We start from the raw sequence: 18,244 nt of genomic DNA, 5'->3' as shown, positions 1-18,244 counted from the left end.
GAACCTCCACCATGGAGAGATCTCAGACCCCCGTCCGGGTGGGCGCCCTGCACGGGCTGCTCGCAGCCGCCCTGGGCACCGGCGCGGCGCACCTCGTCGCCGCGCTCGTCGACCCCGCCGCCTCGCCGGTCCTCGCCGTCGGGTCCACGGTCATCGACGCCACCCCCACCCCCGTCAAGGAGTGGGCGGTCTCGACCTTCGGCACCGCCGACAAGCCGATCCTCGTCGGATCCGTCGCCGTCGTCACCCTGCTGCTGGCCGCCCTGGCCGGCGTCCTGCACCGCACCCGGCCGGTGCTGGGCCTCGGGCTGCTCGCCGCGCTCACCGCGCTCGCGGGTGCTGCTGCGCTCAGCCGGCCCGCTGCCGGCCCCGCCGCCGTGCTCCCGTCGGTCGTCGCCGGCGTCCTCGGCTGCGCCACCCTCGCCTGGCTCGCCGCCCGTCGCGAGGCCGACACCTGGGCCGCCCCCGGCCAGCCCGCCCGGCGCGGTGTCCTCGCCGCGGGTGGCGCGGGCGTCGCCGCCGCGGCGCTCGGCGGCGGCGGTCAGGTCATCACCGCTCGCCGCCGCGTCCCCGAGATCGCGCTGCCGGAGCCCACGACCTCTCCCCGGCCCCTCCCCGCCGGCATCGAGGGCACGCACGAGGGGGTCTCCCCCTTCGTCACCCCGCGGGACGCCTTCTACCGGGTCGACACCGCCCTCACCGTGCCGCGGGTGGACCCGAAGGACTGGCAGCTCGTCATCGACGGCGACGTCGAGCGGCCCCTCACCCTCTCCTTCGACGAGCTGCTCGAGCTGCCGATGATCGAGAAGGACATCACGATGACCTGCGTGAGCAACGAGGTCGGCGGCGGCTACGTCGGCTCCGCCCGCTGGCTCGGCGTGCCCACCCGCACCCTGCTCGAGCGCGTCGGCGTGCGCCCCGGGGCCGACCAGGTGCTCAGCACGAGCGTCGAGGGGATGACGATCTCGACCCCCGTGCAGGCGCTCATGGACGACCGGGACGCGCTCGTCGTCGTCGGCATGGACGGGGCACCGCTCCCCCGCGAGCACGGCTTCCCCGTGCGCCTCGTCACGCCCGGGCTCTACGGCTTCGTCGGCGCGACGAAGTGGCTGACGAAGATGACCCTGACGACCTACGCCGCCCAGAGTGCCTACTGGACCGACCGTGACTGGGCGACCGACGCCCCGGTGCTCACGCAGTCGCGCATCGACACCCCCAAGCCGCTCGACCCCATCCCGGCCGGGAGCACCGTCATCGGCGGTGTCGCCTGGGCCCAGCAGCGCGGCATCGAGCGCGTCGAGGTGAGGATCGACGACGGCGAGTGGCAGCGCGCCACCCTGGGTCCCGATGCAGGCATCGACTACTGGCGTCAGTGGTACATGCCGTGGAAGGCCACGTCCGGCCGTCACGACATCTCGGTCCGCGCGACCGACGAGACCGGCTACACCCAGACCACCGAGCGGGCCACGCCCTTCCCGAAGGGGGCCACCGGCCTGCACACGATCGCCGTCGTCGTCACCTGAGGACTCGTCCGAAAAAGGTTGCGCCGCAGACCCATCCGATCTGCGAGCAGCGACGAAGACCAGGTGTCAGCTTGATCCCCTCAGAGAGGACCGCTCCCATGCGACGCATCACCCGCACCACCGCCCTGGCCACCCTCGCCGCCCTCCCCCTCGCGCTCACCGCGTGCGGTGGCGGCGACACCGACACCGCCAGCGGCTCGAGCACGAGCTCCGGCATGAGCTCCTCGTCCTCCTCCCCCATGGAGTCCAGCTCCAGCTCCAGCTCGAGCGACGACATGGCCATGGGCGACGAGCCCTTCGGCCCCGGCTGCGAGTCGGTCCCGGCCGACGGCGCGGGCTCCTTCGCCGACATGGCCAAGGACCCGGTCGCGACCGCCGCGAGCAACAACCCCGACCTCAAGACGCTCGTCGGCGCGGTCAAGGAGGCCGGCCTGGTCGACACGCTCAACAGCTCCGAGGACATCACCGTCTTCGCCCCGACGAACGACGCCTTCGACGCGGTCGACAAGAAGACTCTCGACTCGGCGATGGCCGACCCGAAGGGTCTGCTCACCACCGTCCTCACGCACCACGTCGTCAAGGGCAAGCTCACGCCCGAGGACGTCGCGGGCACGCACAAGACGCTCGCCGGTGACGAGATCACCGTCGAGGGCTCCGGCGAGGACTTCACCGTCGGCGACGCGAAGGTCGTCTGCGGCAACGTCCAGACCTCCAACGCCACCGTCTACATCATCGACGGCGTCCTCATGCCCGAGATGAAGAAGTAAGAAAGCACGACCACGGCGGGGGATGAGTGATCATGGGTGCATGCGGGCGTTGTCGAGCGATGATGAGTCACCGGTCGACGACGCCCGCGCACCTGTGGTCCCCGACCTCGCCGCCCTCCTGCGTCGCTCTGCGACCGGGGACGAGTCAGCCTTCGCCGCGCTCTACGACGCGACGGCCTCACGGGTCTACGGTCTCGTCGTGCGCGTCCTGCGCAACCCGGCGCAGTCCGAGGAGGTCGCCCAGGAGGTCTTCCTCGACATCTGGCGCACCGCGAGCCGCTTCGACCCCGCCCGGGGCAGCGCGCTCGGGTGGATGCTCACCATCGCCCACCGCCGCGCCGTCGACCGGGTCCGGGCCAGCGAGGCGGCCGACCACCGCGACCACCGCTACGAGGTCGAGACGCACAGCCCGGCCTACGACTCGACCGCCGAGGTCGCCGCGGCCCGCCTCGAAGCGGCCCGGGTGCACCGCGCGCTGGGGGACCTCACCGAGGTCCAGCGCGAGGCCGTCACACTGGCCTACCTCGGGGGGTACACGCACACCGAGGTGGCCGCGCTGCTGGACCTGCCGCTCGGCACCGCGAAGACACGCATCCGAGACGGCCTGATACGACTACGAGACTCGCTGGGGGTGACCGCATGAACGCCGAGCTGCACACGCTGACCGGGGCCTACGCCCTGGACGCACTCGACGACGCCGAGCGGTCCGCCTTCGAGGAGCACATGCGCGAGTGCGCCGCCTGCCGCGAAGAGGTCGCCTCCTTCGCCGAGCTCGGCCCGCTGCTCGCCTCCGACGAGGCCGTCTCCCCGCCGCCGAGCATGCGCGCCTCGGTCCTCGCCGGCATCACCCAGACCCGTCAGCTGCCGCCGCTCGTCGGAGACCAGGACGGTCACGCCGGCGCCGAGAGCACCTCCGAGGGCGTCGACCCGCAGCAGGGCCGGCACGCCGACGTCGTGCCGATCACCACGACGCGTCGGTGGGGCCGCCGCGTGAGCGTCCTGGCCGCCGCGGCCGCGCTCGCCGTCGGGGGCACCGTCGCCTGGCAGGTCACCCAGACCGAGCAGAGCAGCCAGACCGACATGGCCCAGCTCGTCATGGACGCGCCCGACGCGCGGACCGCACGGGCGCAGGTCACGGGCGGGGGCACCGTCGAGGTCGTGCGCAGCGCGTCGATGGACGCCGCAGTCCTCGTGCCCACGGACCTGCCCGAGACGGACGCCGACAAGCGCTACCAGGCCTGGCTCGCAGACGACTCCGGCACGATGCACGCCTCGACGGTCTTCGCGTCGGGCTCTGCCCCGGTCCTGCTCACCGGCGACGCGTCCGGCGCCACCGGCGTCGGTCTGACGATCGAGCCGAGCAGCGGCTCGAAGCAGCCGACGAGCGACCCGATCGCCGTCGTCGCGCTCTAGGCGACCGGCTCCCACGAGGAGAGGTCGGCGCTGCTCCACGAGCTCGTGCCGACGAGCCACCCACCCTGCTCGCCCAGGACGACGGCGGCGGTGCGGGCGCCCGAGACGCACGTCGCGTCCTCGAGGTCGGCCTGCGAGGTGGTGCCGGACGCCACGGAGAGCCCGTCGCACCCGGTGACGACCGAGCCCACGAGGAGCCGCTCGCCGCTCACGGCGAGCGAGGTCACCCCCTTCGCCCGGCCGACGCCCTCCCAGCTGGCCCCGGTGTCGGTGGTGCGCCGCAGGGTGCCGTCCGAGCAGGCCGCCCACGCGCTCGTCTCGTCGACGGGCGCGAGGCCGACGGCCCGGGCCGACCCGCACGCGTCGACCTCCTCGCCACCGGGGACGAGGAGATTCCCGTCACGCAGAGGGGCCCAGGTCTGGCCCGCCGACGTCTCCTGCCAGGTCTGACCGCCGTCGCCGGTGCTCTTGACGACCGTCTCGGGGCACCCGCGGTCGGCACCGACGGCGAAGCCCACCGAGGGCTCGGTGAGGCGCAGGCGGTAGACGACCTGCCCGTCGTAGCGGGTGCGCTCCCAGCTCGCGCCGCCGTCCTGCGAGCGCTCGACGACCGCCGCGTCACCGGTGCACCGGGCGACCGAGGCCCGCCACAGGGTGTCGCCGACGGAGGTCGCGACGTACCGCGCCGCCGGGGCCGCGGGCTTCGAGGTCGTGCTCGGCGAGGCAGAGGGCGAGGCCGACGTCGCGGTCGGCGCAGCCGCGGGCTCGGGCACCGCCGCGTCCGCCCCGCTGCCGGGCAGCAGCCCGAAGACCCAGGCGAGGAGCACGGCGTCGGCGAGGAGCATGACGACGAGGGCGAGCACCCCGAGCCGGCGCTGGGTCATGACCGGCCTCCGGCCACCGCTGGAGCCACGGCGCTCCCCCTTCGAGTCGGGCGCGGCGGGTCGCCGCGCAGGTGCCTGACGGCACCACCAGATCTCACCACATCCGGGCTCCCCCGGTCCTCGCAGCGTGACCCGGCTGCCCGTCCGGCCGCGCGAGCGGGCTAGAGTCGAGGGACATCCGACACCCACGACGAAGGGGTAGAAGTCCCAGTGAGCACCACGCCCGTCAAGGTCGCCGTCACCGGCGCCGCCGGTCAGATCGGCTACAGCCTCCTCTTCCGCATCGCGAGCGGCTCCCTCTTCGGCCCGGACACCCCGGTCGAGCTGCGCCTGCTCGAGATCACCCCCGCCCTCAAGGCCCTCGAGGGCGTCGTCATGGAGCTCGACGACTGCGCCTTCCCGACCCTGGCCGGCGTCGAGATCGGCGACGACCCCGAGGTCGTCTTCGACGGCGTCAACCACGCCCTGCTCGTCGGTGCGCGTCCCCGCGGCCCGGGCATGGAGCGCGGCGACCTCCTCGAGGCCAACGGCGGCATCTTCGCCCCGCAGGGCCAGGCGCTCAACAAGGTCGCGGCCGACGACGTGCGCGTCACGGTCACCGGCAACCCGGCGAACACCAACGCGCTCATCGCGATGAGCAACGCCCCCGACATCCCGCGCGAGCGCTTCGCGGCGCTGACCCGTCTCGACCACAACCGCGCGATCAGCCAGCTCGCGGCGAAGCTGTCGGTCCCCGTCACCGAGATCCGCAAGATGACGATCTGGGGCAACCACTCGGCGACCCAGTACCCCGACCTCTTCCACGCCGAGGTGGGCGGCCGCAACGCCGCCGAGGCCGTCGGCGACCAGGAGTGGCTGGAGTCGACCTTCATCCCCACCGTCGCCAAGCGCGGCGCGGCGATCATCGAGGCGCGCGGCGCGTCCTCCGCGGCCTCCGCGGCGAGCGCCACCGTCGACCACGCCCGCGACTGGGCGCTCGGCACCCCCGAGGGCGACTGGGTCTCGATGTCGGTCGCGTCCGACGGCTCGTACGGCGTGCCGGAGGGCCTCATCTCCTCCTTCCCCGTCACCGTCTCCGGCGGCGACTGGAGCATCGTCCAGGCTCTGGAGATCGACGACTTCTCGCGCGGCCGGATCGACGCGTCCGTCGCCGAGCTCGAGGAGGAGCGCGAGGCGGTCAAGGGCCTGGGTCTCATCCAGGGCTGACCGCCCCTCCCCATGACGAAGGGGGGTCCCCACCGGTGGTGGGGACCCCCCTTCGTCGTGCCTGCGGGTCAGGTGCGGCGCAGCGCCAGGCCGACGACGAGGACGGCAGCGCCGAGCGCGACGAGCACGAGGACGTCGAAGCCGCGGGAGCGCACGACGAGCCCGCCGGCGACCGTCTCGGGCACGACGGCGCGGATCGCCGCGCCGAGCCACAGCCCGGAGGCGACGAGGACGACCGCCCAGCGCAGCTGACCGAGGGCGAGGACGACGAGCGCGACCGCCCCGACGGCCACGACGAGCCACCACGCGGACAGGCGCGGGGTCGCCGGGGGCCGCTGCTCGGGGGCGACGACGCGAGGCTGGGTCTCGACCTCGATCTCGCGGGGCTCCTCGCTCACGACGGGCCGGTCAGAGCTGGCGCTCGGCGGCGGCGACGACGTTCGACAGCAGCATCGCGCGGGTCATCGGTCCGACTCCCCCGGGGTTGGGGCTGACCCACCCGGCCACCTCGGCGACGTCGTCCGCGACGTCTCCGGCGACCTTCGAGCGGCCGTCCTCGGCGACGACGCGGCTCACGCCGACGTCGAGCACCGCGGCACCCGGCTTGACCATGTCGGCGGTGATGATGCCCGGCACGCCGGCGGCGGCGACGACGACGTCGGCCTGGCGGACCTCTGCGGCGAGGTCACGGGTGCCGGTGTGGCACAGCGTCACCGTCGCGTTCTCGGAGCGCCGGGTGAGGATGAGGCCGAGGGGGCGGCCGACGGTGATGCCGCGGCCGACGACGACGACCTTCGCGCCGGCGATCGGCACGTCGTGACGACGCAGCAGCTCGACGCAGCCGACGGGGGTGCACGGCAGCGGGGCCTCGTGACCGAGGACCAGCCAGCCGAGGTTCGTCGGGTGCAGCCCGTCGACGTCCTTCGTCGGGTCGACGGCGGAGAGGATGGCGTTCTCGTCGAGCCCGGTGGGCTGCTGGACGATGAAGCCGGTGCACGCGGGGTCCTCGTTGAGCTCGTGGACGACGGCGAGGACCTCCTCGAGGGTCGAGCTCGCCGGCAGGTCGCGCCGGATGCTCGTCACGCCGATCTCGGCGCAGTCCTTGTGCTTGGCGCCGACGTACCACTGGCTGCCGGGGTCGTCGCCGACGAGCACGGTGCCCAGGCCGGGGACGACGCCGCGCTCGCGCAGGGCGGCGACCCGTCCGGTGAGCTCGCGCTTGATGTCGCCGAGCACGGCCTTGCCGTCGAGGAGAGTGGCGGTCACGGGGAGCATCCTTCCATCGCAGGGGTGTGGTCGGGGCGGGGCGTCATCGAGCGGCCACCACCCGGGTGCGGCGGCGCGGACGGGCCGCCCAGCCGGCGAGCGCCGCGGCGCCGAAGGTGATGAGCACGCCGAGGATCATCACGGCGCTCACCTCGTGGCCGGCGCTGGGCCACACGACGTCGATGAGCACGGCGGACCCGAGCTGGCCGGTGAGCAGGGCGAGCCCGAAGAGCAGGACGCCGACGTGGGCGACCGCCCACGCGGCGATGGCGATGAAGGCGATGCCGGCCAGACCGCCGAACCACGCCCACCACGGCACGCCCTCGAAGCTCGTGGGCCGGTAGCTGCCCCGCGAGTACTGGACGAGGGCGAGGAGCACGAGCAGGGTCGTGCCGGCGACGAAGTTCTGACCGGTCGTCGCGAGCACATGACGGCTCTCGAGGTTGACCCGGGCGTTGACGCCCTGCTGGAAGGCAACTCCCCCGCCGGCGAGAAGCGCGAGCACCACGGCGAGCACCGAGATGCCGCCGTCGCCGAAGGACCCGCTCACCGTCACGGCCACGCCGACGACGGCGAGGAGGGCTGCGAGCACCCGGACCGGCTGGACCGGACGACGGCCGCCGGGACCGACACCGAGCCGGTCGACGGCCAGGGCGTTGCTCGTCTGCCCGGCGACGGTCGCGACCGTGAAGATCGCGACGCCGACGAGCGGCACTGCGTACGTCTGCACGGCGACGAAGACCGCGCCGAGGGTCCCGCCGATGCACTGCCACCAGCGCAGCCGGCCGGCGCGCAGGGCCGCGGCGATCCGGCCGATGCCCGCGCGGACGGCGGGCAGGAGGGCGAGGAGGAGCAGGAGCGCCAGCCCGGAGCCGAAGCTCCACAGCGCCGCCTGCACCGGCGCCCCGATCGTCGCGGAGATCTCGCCGTTCATCCGGGCCTGCAGGGTCGTCAGCAGGCCGCCGAGGCACGCGAGGACGAGGGCGAGCGCGTGCTGGCGCCCGCCCTCCTCAGTGGGCAAAGTGCCGGGTCCCGGTGAAGTACATCGTCACGCCGGCGGCCTGGGCGGCCTCGACGACCTCGGGGTCGCGCATCGACCCGCCGGGGGCGACGACCGCCCGCACGCCGGCGTCGAGGAGGACCTGCAGCCCGTCGGCGAAGGGGAAGAAGGCGTCGGAGGCGGCGACGGCGCCGGAGGCGCGCTGCTCGCCCGCGCGGTCCACGGCGAGGTGGCAGGAGTCGACACGGTTGACCTGGCCCATCCCGATGCCGACGGACGCGCCGCCGCGGGCGAGGAGGATCGCGTTGGACTTCACCGCGCGCACGGAGCGCCACGCGAAATGCAGGTCGGCCAGGGTGGCGTCGTCGGCGGGCTCGCCGGACACGAGGGTCCACCGCGAGGGGTCGTCGCCGTGGCCCTGGGTCGGGCGGTCGCCCTCGGCCGGCTCGAGCACCGCGTCGATCGCGTCGCGCTGCTGCACGAGCAGGCCGCCGCCGATCGGGCGCACCTCGACGCCGCCGGTGCGCGGCGGCGGGCAGGTGAGCAGGCGGATGTTCTTCTTCGCCGTGAGGATCTCGAGCGCCTCGTCCTCGAAGGCCGGGGCGAGGACGACCTCGGTGAAGATGTCGGCGACGGTGCGGGCCATCTCGGCGCTCACCGGACGGTTCGTCGCGATGATGCCGCCGAAGGCGCTCACGGGGTCGCACTCGTGGGCCTTGCGGTGGGCGTCGGCGATGTCGTCGCCGACGGCGATGCCGCAGGGGTTCGCGTGCTTGATGACGGCGACCGTCGGCTGGTCGCCGTGGTCGTAGGCGGCGCGCACGGCCGCGTCGGCGTCGACGAAGTTGTTGTACGACATCGCCTTGCCGTGGAGCTGCTCGGCCTGGGCGAGCGCCGGCGCCGCTCCCCCTTCGATGCGGTAGATCGCGGCGGCCTGGTGGGGGTTCTCGCCGTAGCGCAGGACGTCGGAGCGGCGCCACGTCGCGCCGAGCCACGACGGGAAGCCGGTGCCCTCGCTGCTGTCGGTGACGACCGAGCCCATCCACGACGCGACGGCGACGTCGTAGGTCGCCGTGTGGACGAAGGCGTCAGCGGCCAGCCGCTGACGCTGCTCGAGGGTGAAGCCGCCCTCGGCGACCGTGCGCAGGACCTCGGCATAGCTCGTCGGGTCGGTGACGACGGCGACGCTCGCGTGGTTCTTCGCGGCGGCGCGCACCATCGTCGGCCCGCCGATGTCGATCTTCTCGATGCAGTCCTGGACGCCGGCCCCGGACGCGACGGTGTCGGCGAAGGGGTAGAGGTTGACGACGACGAGGTCGAAGGGGGCGATGTCCAGCTCCTCGAGCTGGGCCTGGTGCTCCGGCAGGCGGGTGTCGGCGAGGATGCCGGCGTGCACCCGCGGGTGCAGGGTCTTCACGCGGCCGTCGAGGCACTCCGGGAAGCCGGTGAGCGCCTCGACCTGCGTCACGGGCAGCCCGAGGCGCTCGATGGTCGCGGCGGAGCCGCCGGTGGAGACGAGCTCGACACCCGCGGCCACGAGACCGGCGACGAGCTCTTCGAGGCCGTCCTTGTCGTAGACGGAGACGAGGGCGCGGCGGACCGGGCGGCGGTCCTGCGCGGCCTGGTCGAAGGGGACCTCGGGCGTGGCGGTGGTGGACTCGGGCATGGCGTGCTCCTCGCGGTCGACGTCGGTGGTCCTGTCAGGTGTCCCTGTCAGCAGGAGGCGCACCCAGGCGGGCGATGCACCCCGACGTCACTCCCCGGTGGTGACCCACCTGCGCCAGTCGTGTCCGGCCAGGGTATCGCTCAGCGCGCGCCCCACCGAACCGAGCGGCCGTCGACGACGTAGCCCTCGGTGATGGCGCGGGCGAGCGTCGCGACGAGCATCTCGCGCTCGACGAGCTTGATCCGCTCGTGCAGCGAGGCCTCGTCGTCGCCCTCCTCGACCCGCACGGCGACCTGCTCGAGGATCGGACCGGTGTCCACGCCGCCGTCGACGAGGTGGCAGGTCGCGCCGGTGACGCGCGCACCGCCCGCCAGGGCGTCACGGACGCCGTGGGCACCCGGGTAGCTCGGCAGCAGCGCGGGGTGGGTGTTGACGACCCGGTCGGCGAAGTGCTCGACGAAGGTCGGGCCGAGGATCTTCATGAAGCCCGCGGTGACGACGAGGTCGGGGTCGTGCTCCTGCACGGCCTGGGTGAGGGCGCGGTCCCACTCCCCCCGGTCGGCGTGGTCACCGACCCTCAGCACGAAGGTGGGCACGCCCGCGCGCTCGGCGCGGCGCAGCCCCTCGACGTCGGGGCGGTCGGACCCGACGGCGACGACCTGCGCGCCGTAGGCGGGGTCGGCGCAGGCGTCGAGGAGGGCCTGCAGGGTGGTGCCGGAGCCGGAGACGAGGACGACGAGACGCACCTGCCCAACCTAGCGGGGCCGGCATGCGCGCCCGTCACGCCGTCTCAGCGGCAGCCGCCGTGCCGTCTCAGCGGCGCAGCCGCCGTGCCGTCTCAGCGGCGCAGCCGCCGGGCCGTCTCAGCGGCGCAGCCGCCGGGCCGTCTCAGCGGCGCAGCCGCCACCAGTCGTGGGCGAGGACGAGCGCCGCCCCGATGCCGAGGTCGACGACGAGCGCGAGAGCCAGGCGCGGCGCCGGCACCCCGATGCGGGCGAGCCGCTCGGAGCCGAGCGAGCCACCGGCGACGGCGTCGAGCAGCGCGACCGCGAGCGCGGCGACGACGACGGCGCAGCCGACGACGGCGGCCTTGTCGACGGTCCGCGACAGCCGAGAGATCCGGGCGAGCGACTGACGGGCGAGCCAGGCGCCGAGGAGGACGGGGACGAGCACCGAGAGGCGCGCGACCCACGGCAGGGCACCGGGCTCGGGGTGGGCCGCGAGGACCGGCACCATCGGCAGCAGCGCGGTCTGGGACTCGGCCCAGGTCGTCTCAGCGCCGAGCGAGACGGAGAAGCCGGGTCCGGCGAGCCAGCCGAGCCCCCACAGACCGAGGTTCGGCAGCGCGAGGACCTGGAGGGCGGCGAGGAGCGCTCCCCCGGCCACCCCGGCGTCGAGCTCGGAGTGCACGTGGAGCACCCGGCTGAGGTGCACGACGACCATGACGACGACGAGGAGAGAACCGGCGAGCACGAGCGCGCCGGCCGTGCGCAGACCAGGCACGACGGCGCGGCGCAGCGCGACCGGGAGCACCCCGAGCAGCCCCGCGCCGACCTCGTCGTCGCCGAGGACGAGACCGAGGAGCGGCACGAGCAGGACGGGCAGGAGCAGCGAGAGCGGTCGCACGTCGAAGGGGCCGGTCAGGCTCGCGCCCCACGCCGCGAGCGCGGCGAGGGCGTAGCCGGCCATCCAGGCACCCGCCACGCGCGTCCGGGGCTGCACGACCCGCTCGCGCCAGGTGAGCTCGACGGCGAAGGGGGACCCCTCCACCTCCCGCAGCGCCCGGCGTGCTCCGGCGCGGGCGGCCCAGACGAGCAGGGCGAGCGCGAGGAGGGGCACGAGGGCGATCGTCGCGGTGCCCAGGCCGAGGCGGGCGCCGCCGAGGGCGAGCCACACGGCGGAGCCGGCACCGATGGTGCTGCCGACGGGAGCGCCGCCGCCCGAGAGCAGCACCGCCGTGAGGACGAGAGAGGTGACGAAGACCCAGGTCGCGGCGGCCGTCAGGGCACCACGACCGAGCGCGGCGAGCTCGGGGCGCTGGTCGCCCGTCTCGTCGGCGGTGGCCGAGCGGATGCGGTCGATGACGGTCATCGCCCACATCGTCGGTCACGGTGCGCGTCGCACCGTGGAGGCAACGCCGGGCGCGGCGAAACACGGCGAAGGTTTCTCGTCGGGCGGCACGAGACCCGGCCCCGAACATGAGGCAGCGCCGACCCGGGAGCAGGGGGGTGTCGACCGGGTCGGCGCTGGTGAGAGCAACACTAGGGCCTCTCGCCCGTTCGCGCCACGCAGACGCGAAATCTGCCGTTGAAAGATGGATCACCCTCGCTGGTCGAGGTGCGACGAAGGAGCCTCGAGACCACCCGTCGCCGGTCGAGGCGTCACGCCCGGGCATGCCGAAGGGGGACCACCCTCGCGGTGGTCCCCCTTCGGCAGAGGTGGTGCGGGAGGTCAGGCGCTGATCTGGGCCATGATCTCGCGCATGAGGGCCGCGGTCTCGGACGGCGTCTTGCCGACCTTGACCCCGGCGGCCTCGAGGGCCTCCTTCTTCGCGGCCGCCGTGCCCGAGGAGCCCGAGACGATGGCGCCGGCGTGGCCCATCGTCTTGCCCTCGGGAGCGGTGAAGCCCGCGACGTAGCCGACGACCGGCTTGGTGACGTGCTCGGCGATGTAGGCCGCGGCCCGCTCCTCGGCGTCGCCGCCGATCTCGCCGATCATGACGATCGCGTCGGTGTCGGGGTCGGCCTCGAAGGCCTCGAGGCAGTCGATGTGCGTCGTCCCGATGACCGGGTCGCCGCCGATGCCGACCGCCGAGGAGAAGCCGAACTCCTTGAGCTCGTACATCATCTGGTAGGTCAGCGTGCCCGACTTCGAGACCAGGCCGATGCGGCCCGGGCCGGCGATGTCGGCCGGGATGATGCCGGCGTTGGACTGACCGGGGCTGATCAGGCCCGGGCAGTTCGGGCCGATGATCCGGGTGCTCTTGCCGAGGCTGTAGTTGTAGAACTCCGCGGAGTCCTTGACCGCGATGCCCTCGGTGATGACGACGGCCAGGCCGATGCCGGCGTCGATCGCCTCGACGACGGCGGACTTGGCGAAGGCCGGGGGCACGAAGACGACGGTGACGTCGGCGCCGGTGGCCTCCATCGCCTCGGCGACGGAGCCGAAGACGGGGACCTGCTTGCCCTCGGGGAAGTCGACGGTCTGGCCGGCCTTGCGCGGGTTGACGCCGCCGACGACGTTCGTGCCCGAGGCGAGCATGCGCGTCGTGTGCTTCATGCCCTCCGAGCCGGTCATGCCCTGGACGACGACCTTGGAGTCAGCGGTGAGGAAGATTGCCATTTGAGTCTCTTCGTCCTTACTTGGCGGCCAGCTCGGCGGCCTTGCGGGCCGCGCCGTCCATGGTCTCTTCGATGGTCACGAGGGGGTGGTCGAAGTCGGCGAGGATCTGCCGACCCTCGACGACGTTGTTGCCGTCCAGACGCACGACGAGCGGCTTGGTCGCCGAGTCGCCGAGGGTCTTCAGGGCGCCGACGATGCCGTTGGCGACCGCGTCGCACGCGGTGATGCCGCCGAAGACGTTGACGAAGACGGACTTGACCTGCTCGTCGCCGAGGATGACGTCGAGGCCGTTGGCCATGACCTCCGCGGAGGCACCTCCGCCGATGTCGAGGAAGTTCGCCGGCTTGCTCGCGCCGCCGGTGTAGTCCTCGCCGGCGTACGCGACGACGTCGAGGGTCGACATGACCAGGCCCGCGCCGTTGCCGATGATGCCGACGTTGCCGTCGAGCTTGACGTAGTTGAGGCCCATCGCCGCGGCCTTGGCCTCGAGCGGGTCGGCGGCGTCCTTGTCCTCGAGCTCGGCGTGGCCGGGCTGGCGGAAGTCGGCGTTGCCGTCGAGGGTCACCTTGCCGTCGAGGGCGACGATGTTGCCGTCCTCGTCCTTGACGAGCGGGTTGACCTCGACGAGGGTCGCGTCCTCCTCGCGGTAGACGGTCCACAGCGACTTGAGGACCTCGGCGACCTTGGGGGCCGTCTCGGCGTCGAAGCCGGCGGCCTGCACGATCTCGGTGGCCTTCGCGTCGTCGATGCCGACGTTGGGGTCGACGGCGATCTTCGCCAGCGCCTCGGGGCGCTCCTCGGCGAGCTGCTCGATCTCCATGCCGCCCTCGACGGAGCACATGGCGAGGTAGCGGCGGTTCGCGCGGTCGAGCAGGATCGAGAAGTAGTACTCCTCGGCGATCTTCGCGCCCTGGGCGATCATCACCTTCTTCACGGTGTGGCCCTTGATGTCCATCCCGAGGATGGCCTGCGCGTGGACCTCGGCCTCCTGCGCGGTCTTGGCGACCTTGACGCCACCGGCCTTGCCCCGGCCACCGGTCTTGACCTGGGCCTTGACCACGGTGACGCCGCCGCTGCGGGCGCCGATCTGCTCGGCCGCGGCAAGGGCCTCCGCCGGGGTGGTGGCCACGGCGCCGGCCAGGACCGGGACACCGTGCTTCTCGAACACGTCACGTGCTTGGTACTCGAAGAGATCCACGAGCGTTATCCGTCCTCTTTCTCGGGCACAGGGGCATGGCTGTCGCGCACGCCCCACGGGTGTAGTCCCGGAGCCTAGACCTCCCGCCGTCACCCGGGCACGCCCGGTCCTGGGGGTGGGACGCGGGCCCGGGCGACGGGAGTGGCCTCCCCCGTCGTCGGCCCGGCCGCACGAGGACGCACGAAAACCCTCGACACACAAGGCCATCGGGGCAGGTCAGACGGTTACTGTCGATCTCGTCATGGAGCCGCAGCCACGCCTCGTCACGCACGAGCCGAGCACCCCGCCGACACCCGGGGTTCTCGGGTCGTACGTCGTCGAGCGTGCCCGCGCCCTGGCCAGCCCGCACGCCGTCCTGGGGTCGATGGTCGAGGCGATGTGGGGGCTGAGCCATCTCGCGGTCTACCCGCTCGGGGCGCTCGCGCCGCGGCGGGGCGGAGCCGGTCATCGCTACCGCATGGAGCACCTCACCCCGCTCCAGCGCGGCATGGTCGTCTCCGGTGTGGCCGAGAGCGGCACGCCGATCCTCCTCATCCACGGGATGGTCGACAACCACTCGATCTTCGCGCTGCTGCGACGGGGTCTGCAGCGGCGCGGCTTCAGCCGGGTCTACTCGATGAACTACTCGGTGCGCACGTCCGACGTACGCACCGCCGCGGCACAGCTGGCCGCGGAGATCGAGCAGATCTGCGAGGAGACCGGGTACGAGCGGATCCACGTCGTCGCGCACAGCCTCGGTGGGCTGATCGCGCGCTACTACGTGACCCGTCTCGGTGGTGACGACCGAGTGCACACGGTCGTCACCCTCGGCTCCCCCCACCAGGGCACGCACATGGCCCGCCTGCTCCCGCTGCGGATCGCCCGCCAGCTGCGGCCGGGCAGCCCCCTCTTCGAGGAGCTCGACCGACCGGCCCCAGGGTGCACGACGCGCTTCGTGTGCTTCTGGTCCGACACCGACGAGGCCGTGCTCCCGGCCCACCACGCCCAGCTGCGACACCCCGACCTCGCGGTGACCGACGTCCCCCTCACCGGCGTCGGCCACCTGTCCCTGCCGATCCTGCCCAGCGTGGCCCACCGGATCTCCACGACCCTGACCCAGCTCGACAACGACGGAGCGCCGACCGCGTCAGTGACCTCGATCACCCCTGCCTAGCGCGCCGACAACCGCATACCGCCACTCGCACGGGTCCTCGTGGACTCGGGCGAGCCGCTGTCCACAGGCCGCATTTTGTGTAACGAAGTGGTCACGCTAGGCTCGCCGAGATTCGTCCGCGACCCCCTGCGAGGACTTTCTCGATGTCAAGCTATTCCGGGCGCCACCGCACGCCCACTCGCGCCGAGCGACGCGCCGCCACCGGCCGTCGTCGGCTCCCCAAGGCCTTCGGCGCCGGGTACGCGCTGCCCACCGCCGCTGCCGCGACGCTCGTCGTGACCGCCGGCGGGGCGACCGCAGCCCAGAGCACCGCGCTCGCCTCGGGCACGGCCGTCAGCGCCTTCACGGCCCCGGCCGCCCAGCACAGCGAGGTGCTCGCCGACCCGGCGCTCGCCGAGCGCTCGAAGGGCGAGGTGGCCCAGACGGTCGCCGGCTACACCGACCTGGCGCAGCGACGCCAGGAGAGCAGCCAGTCCGTGGCCGAGGGCCAGGGCCGGGCGCAGGAGCGTCAGCGCGTCGCCCGCGACAAGAAGCGCAAGGAGCTGGCTGCGCAGAAGCGCGAGGCCGCCAAGCAGGCCGCCGCCGAGAAGAAGAAGGCCGCGGCCAAGGAGCTCGGCGTCTCCACCGAGGACGTCACGGTCGACGCCGAGGGCACCCCTGCGGTCGCCGACGGCGCCTGGGTCCTGCCGCTGACCAACCCCGTCTTCACCTCCGGCTTCGGTCCCCGCTGGGGCCGGATGCACGCCGGTGACGACTTCGGTGTGCCGATCGGCACCCCGCTGCGCGCGATGAGCAACGGCGAGGTCGTCTTCGCCGGGCAGCAGAGCGGCTACGGCACGATGATCGACATCCGCTACACCGACGGCACGATCTCGCGCTACGGCCACATGAGCAGCCTCCAGGTCACCGTGGGCCAGAAGGTCTCCGCGGGCGAGCAGGTCGGCCTGTCCGGTAACTCGGGCCGTTCGACCGGGCCTCACCTGCACCTCGAGATCCACCCGGGCGGTGGCGAGCCCGTCGCCCCGCGCCCGTGGCTGGCCGCCAAGGGTCTGACCTACTGATCCGACCCGTCCACGGGGTCGTGGGCATGACAGAGGGCCGCACCGATCGATGAACCGGTGCGGCCCTCTGTCGTGCTCGGGGCGTGAGGGCAGGGCCGCAGGTCTCAGCCGGCGGTCGACGCGATGACCGCGGCGAGCTCGGCCGGGCGGCTCCACATCGGCCAGTGACCGGTCGGCAGGTCGACGACGTCGACCGTCGTGAGCCGAGCGACGTCGGCGAACATCGGGTGCCCGCCATGTGCCAGCTCGAGCACCTGCGCGCTCGCGATGGAGCAGCACACGAGGGTGGTCGGCACGTCGTGCCGGTCGTCGTGCGTGAGCTCGACCGCCTGGCGGAGCACCGGGGCCGGCTCGGGCACCGCCCTGGCCCGGAAGGTGTCGAGCACCTCCGGGCTCAGGCCCTCGAGGCTCGCCTGCTCGGCGAGGACGGCGAAGGGGGGCAGCGCCAGCTCCTCGACCCCCGGCGAGAGGTCTGGGGCGGCAGCGCTCCCGGACGTCGCCGGGCCGGAGTCGACCCACACGACCCGGTGCACGAGCTGGGGGTGCCGGTCGAGCACGAGGCTGACCGGGGCGTTCGCCCCGCTGTGCGCGACGACCACGGCAGCGTCATGCGGCGAGCCGCGCAGCCGTCCCAGGGCCGTGCAGATCGCGTCGACCTGGTCTTCCAGTGTCCGGGTCCGGCGCAGCGGGTCGGCAGGGTCGAGGCCGGGCAGGGTCAGGGCTTCCGCACGGGCGGCGGGCCCCAGGTGCTCGAGCACGTCGTCCCAGGCCCACGCGCCCAGCCAGTGGCCGGCGAGGAGGAGGACGGGGCTGGGTGTCGTCGGTGTCATGCCCCCATCGTCTCGGGCACCCCGGACAGCGTCATGTCACCATCTGTGTCATGGATCCGCGACGGGTGACGCGATGAGGCGTGCCGAGCGGCTGCACGCCGTCTCGGAGATGCTGCGCCGGGCCGGGCCGTCGGGCACCTCCGCTGGACGACTGGCCGACGAGCTCGGGGTGTCGGTGCGCACCGTCAAGCGAGACGTGGCTGCGCTCGAGCGCAGCGGCGCGCCCGTCTGGTCACGTCCAGGCCCCGGCGGTGGGTTTGGGATGGCCGCCGGCGCCTCGCTCGCGCCCGTCAGCCTGTCGCCTGCGCAGGCGGTGGCGCTCATGGCCGCCGTGTCCGCGGCCCCGGACGCCCCGTACGCCGACCTCGCCGCGGCGGGGGTCCGCAAGATCGTCGACGTGCTCGACGCCCGGACCCGGGCGCGGTCCCTCGAGCTGGCCGGCCGCGTGTGGGTCGATGCTCCCCCCTCCCCCACCCGGCGGGTCAGATCGGCGCTGGAGGAGGCGATGGCAGAGCAGCGGGTGGTCCGGATCCGGTACACGTCGGCGCAGGGGGTCACGACGACGCGTGACGTCGAGCCCGTGCTCTTCGCATCCACCGGCGGCCGATGGCACCTCGTGGGCTGGTGCCGGACCCGCGACGCGATGCGATGGTTCACCGTGTCGCGGGTCGAGTCGGCCACCGTGACGCGGACCCCGTGCACCGGCCACGCCGTCGCCGAGGTCGGCGAGCCCCCGCCGCTCGCCCGTCCGGTCCACGGCGGCGGGTGAGAGCCGCCGGGACGACCCGTCGCCCGCGACACCCGGGTCTAGATGTACTCAGCCGGGAGGTTGGTGACACTCCGGGTTGGTGGTTGACGTCAGGGAGGACCCCCGGGTGCGGTGGGTGATGTCTAAGTCGCCTACCGACCGGAGGTCCTCATGTCCCACGGTAATG

Annotated in this window: 18 protein-coding genes; 8 read left to right on the top strand and 10 right to left on the bottom strand. The window is 73.4% G+C overall.

Annotated elements, in window-relative coordinates; all coding sequences use genetic code 11:
• Positions 1 to 11: 11 nt before the first annotated feature.
• The 4 genes from L6241_RS07680 (at position 12) to L6241_RS07665 (ending at position 3,703) form a co-directional block, all read left to right on the top strand.
• Positions 12 to 1,523: a molybdopterin-dependent oxidoreductase gene (locus L6241_RS07680; protein ID WP_251718649.1), complete on the top strand. Its 1,512-nt coding sequence runs from the start codon at positions 12 to 14 to the stop codon at positions 1,521 to 1,523.
• 98 nt (positions 1,524 to 1,621) lie between these two features.
• On the top strand, positions 1,622 to 2,290 hold the full coding sequence (locus L6241_RS07675; RefSeq protein WP_368245619.1) for a fasciclin domain-containing protein: 669 nt from the start codon (positions 1,622 to 1,624) through the stop codon (positions 2,288 to 2,290).
• A 40-nt stretch (positions 2,291 to 2,330) separates the two neighbouring features.
• Positions 2,331 to 2,933 carry an ECF RNA polymerase sigma factor SigK gene (gene sigK, locus L6241_RS07670; RefSeq protein WP_123091174.1) on the top strand — a complete coding sequence of 201 codons (603 nt, stop codon included), beginning with the start codon at positions 2,331 to 2,333 and terminating at the stop codon, positions 2,931 to 2,933.
• Positions 2,930 to 3,703 (top strand): anti-sigma factor, encoded by a 774-nt coding sequence (locus tag L6241_RS07665; RefSeq protein WP_123091175.1) that lies wholly within the window; start codon positions 2,930 to 2,932, stop codon positions 3,701 to 3,703. Before sigK ends, L6241_RS07665 begins: the two co-directional genes overlap by 4 nt.
• On the opposite strand, the gene L6241_RS07660 is transcribed toward L6241_RS07665, so the two are convergent.
• On the bottom strand, positions 3,700 to 4,587 hold the full coding sequence (locus L6241_RS07660; RefSeq protein ID WP_368245618.1) for a WD40/YVTN/BNR-like repeat-containing protein: 888 nt from the start codon (positions 4,585 to 4,587) through the stop codon (positions 3,700 to 3,702). The two genes, L6241_RS07665 and L6241_RS07660, sit on opposite strands and share 4 nt — an antisense overlap.
• A 210-nt stretch (positions 4,588 to 4,797) precedes the next feature.
• On the opposite strand from L6241_RS07660, the gene L6241_RS07655 reads away from it, so the two are divergent.
• Positions 4,798 to 5,793, top strand: coding sequence for a malate dehydrogenase (locus tag L6241_RS07655; protein WP_368245617.1), 996 nt, complete (start codon positions 4,798 to 4,800; stop codon positions 5,791 to 5,793).
• Between the two features lie 68 nt (positions 5,794 to 5,861).
• On the opposite strand, the gene L6241_RS07650 is transcribed toward L6241_RS07655, so the two are convergent.
• The 8 genes from L6241_RS07650 to sucC form a co-directional block, all read right to left on the bottom strand.
• Positions 5,862 to 6,191, bottom strand: coding sequence for a DUF3017 domain-containing protein (locus tag L6241_RS07650; protein WP_252974431.1), 330 nt, complete (start codon positions 6,189 to 6,191; stop codon positions 5,862 to 5,864).
• Between the two features lie 10 nt (positions 6,192 to 6,201).
• Complete coding sequence (locus L6241_RS07645) at positions 6,202 to 7,059, bottom strand: bifunctional methylenetetrahydrofolate dehydrogenase/methenyltetrahydrofolate cyclohydrolase (RefSeq protein WP_252974430.1); 858 nt, start codon at positions 7,057 to 7,059, stop codon at positions 6,202 to 6,204.
• A gap of 43 nt (positions 7,060 to 7,102) precedes the next feature.
• The gene (locus L6241_RS07640) at positions 7,103 to 8,080 is read right to left on the bottom strand and encodes a DMT family transporter (RefSeq protein ID WP_368245616.1); all 978 of its coding nucleotides are present in this window, start codon (positions 8,078 to 8,080) and stop codon (positions 7,103 to 7,105) included.
• A complete protein-coding gene (purH, locus tag L6241_RS07635; protein ID WP_123091180.1) occupies positions 8,070 to 9,725 on the bottom strand; it encodes a bifunctional phosphoribosylaminoimidazolecarboxamide formyltransferase/IMP cyclohydrolase in 1,656 nt (551 codons plus the stop codon). Before purH ends, L6241_RS07640 begins: the two co-directional genes overlap by 11 nt.
• A gap of 140 nt (positions 9,726 to 9,865) precedes the next feature.
• On the bottom strand, positions 9,866 to 10,471 hold the full coding sequence (purN, locus tag L6241_RS07630; RefSeq protein WP_123091181.1) for a phosphoribosylglycinamide formyltransferase: 606 nt from the start codon (positions 10,469 to 10,471) through the stop codon (positions 9,866 to 9,868).
• Between the two features lie 142 nt (positions 10,472 to 10,613).
• Complete coding sequence (locus L6241_RS07625; RefSeq protein WP_368245615.1) at positions 10,614 to 11,816, bottom strand: DUF6350 family protein; 1,203 nt, start codon at positions 11,814 to 11,816, stop codon at positions 10,614 to 10,616.
• Between the two features lie 360 nt (positions 11,817 to 12,176).
• Complete coding sequence (sucD, locus tag L6241_RS07620) at positions 12,177 to 13,067, bottom strand: succinate--CoA ligase subunit alpha (protein WP_252974427.1); 891 nt, start codon at positions 13,065 to 13,067, stop codon at positions 12,177 to 12,179.
• 16 nt (positions 13,068 to 13,083) lie between these two features.
• Positions 13,084 to 14,265: an ADP-forming succinate--CoA ligase subunit beta gene (gene sucC, locus L6241_RS07615; protein ID WP_368245614.1), complete on the bottom strand. Its 1,182-nt coding sequence runs from the start codon at positions 14,263 to 14,265 to the stop codon at positions 13,084 to 13,086.
• A gap of 241 nt (positions 14,266 to 14,506) precedes the next feature.
• On the opposite strand from sucC, the gene L6241_RS07610 reads away from it, so the two are divergent.
• A complete protein-coding gene (locus L6241_RS07610; protein ID WP_368245613.1) occupies positions 14,507 to 15,418 on the top strand; it encodes an esterase/lipase family protein in 912 nt (303 codons plus the stop codon).
• Between the two features lie 143 nt (positions 15,419 to 15,561).
• Positions 15,562 to 16,479 carry a M23 family metallopeptidase gene (locus L6241_RS07605; protein ID WP_368245612.1) on the top strand — a complete coding sequence of 306 codons (918 nt, stop codon included), beginning with the start codon at positions 15,562 to 15,564 and terminating at the stop codon, positions 16,477 to 16,479.
• Positions 16,480 to 16,583: 104 nt separating this feature from the next.
• On the opposite strand, the gene L6241_RS07600 is transcribed toward L6241_RS07605, so the two are convergent.
• The gene (locus L6241_RS07600) at positions 16,584 to 17,309 is read right to left on the bottom strand and encodes an alpha/beta fold hydrolase (protein WP_368245611.1); all 726 of its coding nucleotides are present in this window, start codon (positions 17,307 to 17,309) and stop codon (positions 16,584 to 16,586) included.
• Positions 17,310 to 17,382: 73 nt separating this feature from the next.
• Here L6241_RS07600 and L6241_RS07595 point away from each other — a divergent pair, with 73 nt between their 5' ends.
• Entirely contained in the window at positions 17,383 to 18,078 is a 696-nt protein-coding gene (locus tag L6241_RS07595; RefSeq protein WP_368245610.1) for a helix-turn-helix transcriptional regulator, read from the top strand.
• The last annotated feature ends 166 nt before the right edge of the window (positions 18,079 to 18,244 follow it).

This window comes from Janibacter sp. Y6 (assembly GCF_040900765.1).
In the GTDB taxonomy this organism is placed as follows: Bacteria; Actinomycetota; Actinomycetes; order Actinomycetales; family Dermatophilaceae; genus Marihabitans; species Marihabitans melonis.
This window is presented reverse-complemented; position numbering and strand designations above follow the sequence as displayed.

Bases quoted from the DNA above. Each gene is read 5' to 3' on its own strand.
- L6241_RS07680 (WP_251718649.1), top strand. From the start codon at position 12: ATGGAGAGATCTCAGACCCCCGTCCGGGTGGGCGCCCTGCACGGGCTG.
- L6241_RS07675 (WP_368245619.1), top strand. From the start codon at position 1,622: ATGCGACGCATCACCCGCACCACCGCCCTGGCCACCCTCGCCGCCCTC.
- sigK (WP_123091174.1), top strand. From the start codon at position 2,331: ATGCGGGCGTTGTCGAGCGATGATGAGTCACCGGTCGACGACGCCCGC.
- L6241_RS07665 (WP_123091175.1), top strand. From the start codon at position 2,930: ATGAACGCCGAGCTGCACACGCTGACCGGGGCCTACGCCCTGGACGCA.
- L6241_RS07660 (WP_368245618.1), bottom strand. From the start codon at position 4,587: ATGACCCAGCGCCGGCTCGGGGTGCTCGCCCTCGTCGTCATGCTCCTC.
- purH (WP_123091180.1), bottom strand. From the start codon at position 9,725: ATGCCCGAGTCCACCACCGCCACGCCCGAGGTCCCCTTCGACCAGGCC.
- L6241_RS07625 (WP_368245615.1), bottom strand. From the start codon at position 11,816: ATGACCGTCATCGACCGCATCCGCTCGGCCACCGCCGACGAGACGGGC.
- sucD (WP_252974427.1), bottom strand. From the start codon at position 13,067: ATGGCAATCTTCCTCACCGCTGACTCCAAGGTCGTCGTCCAGGGCATG.
- L6241_RS07610 (WP_368245613.1), top strand. From the start codon at position 14,507: ATGGAGCCGCAGCCACGCCTCGTCACGCACGAGCCGAGCACCCCGCCG.
- L6241_RS07605 (WP_368245612.1), top strand. From the start codon at position 15,562: ATGTCAAGCTATTCCGGGCGCCACCGCACGCCCACTCGCGCCGAGCGA.
- L6241_RS07600 (WP_368245611.1), bottom strand. From the start codon at position 17,309: ATGACACCGACGACACCCAGCCCCGTCCTCCTCCTCGCCGGCCACTGG.
- L6241_RS07595 (WP_368245610.1), top strand. From the start codon at position 17,383: ATGAGGCGTGCCGAGCGGCTGCACGCCGTCTCGGAGATGCTGCGCCGG.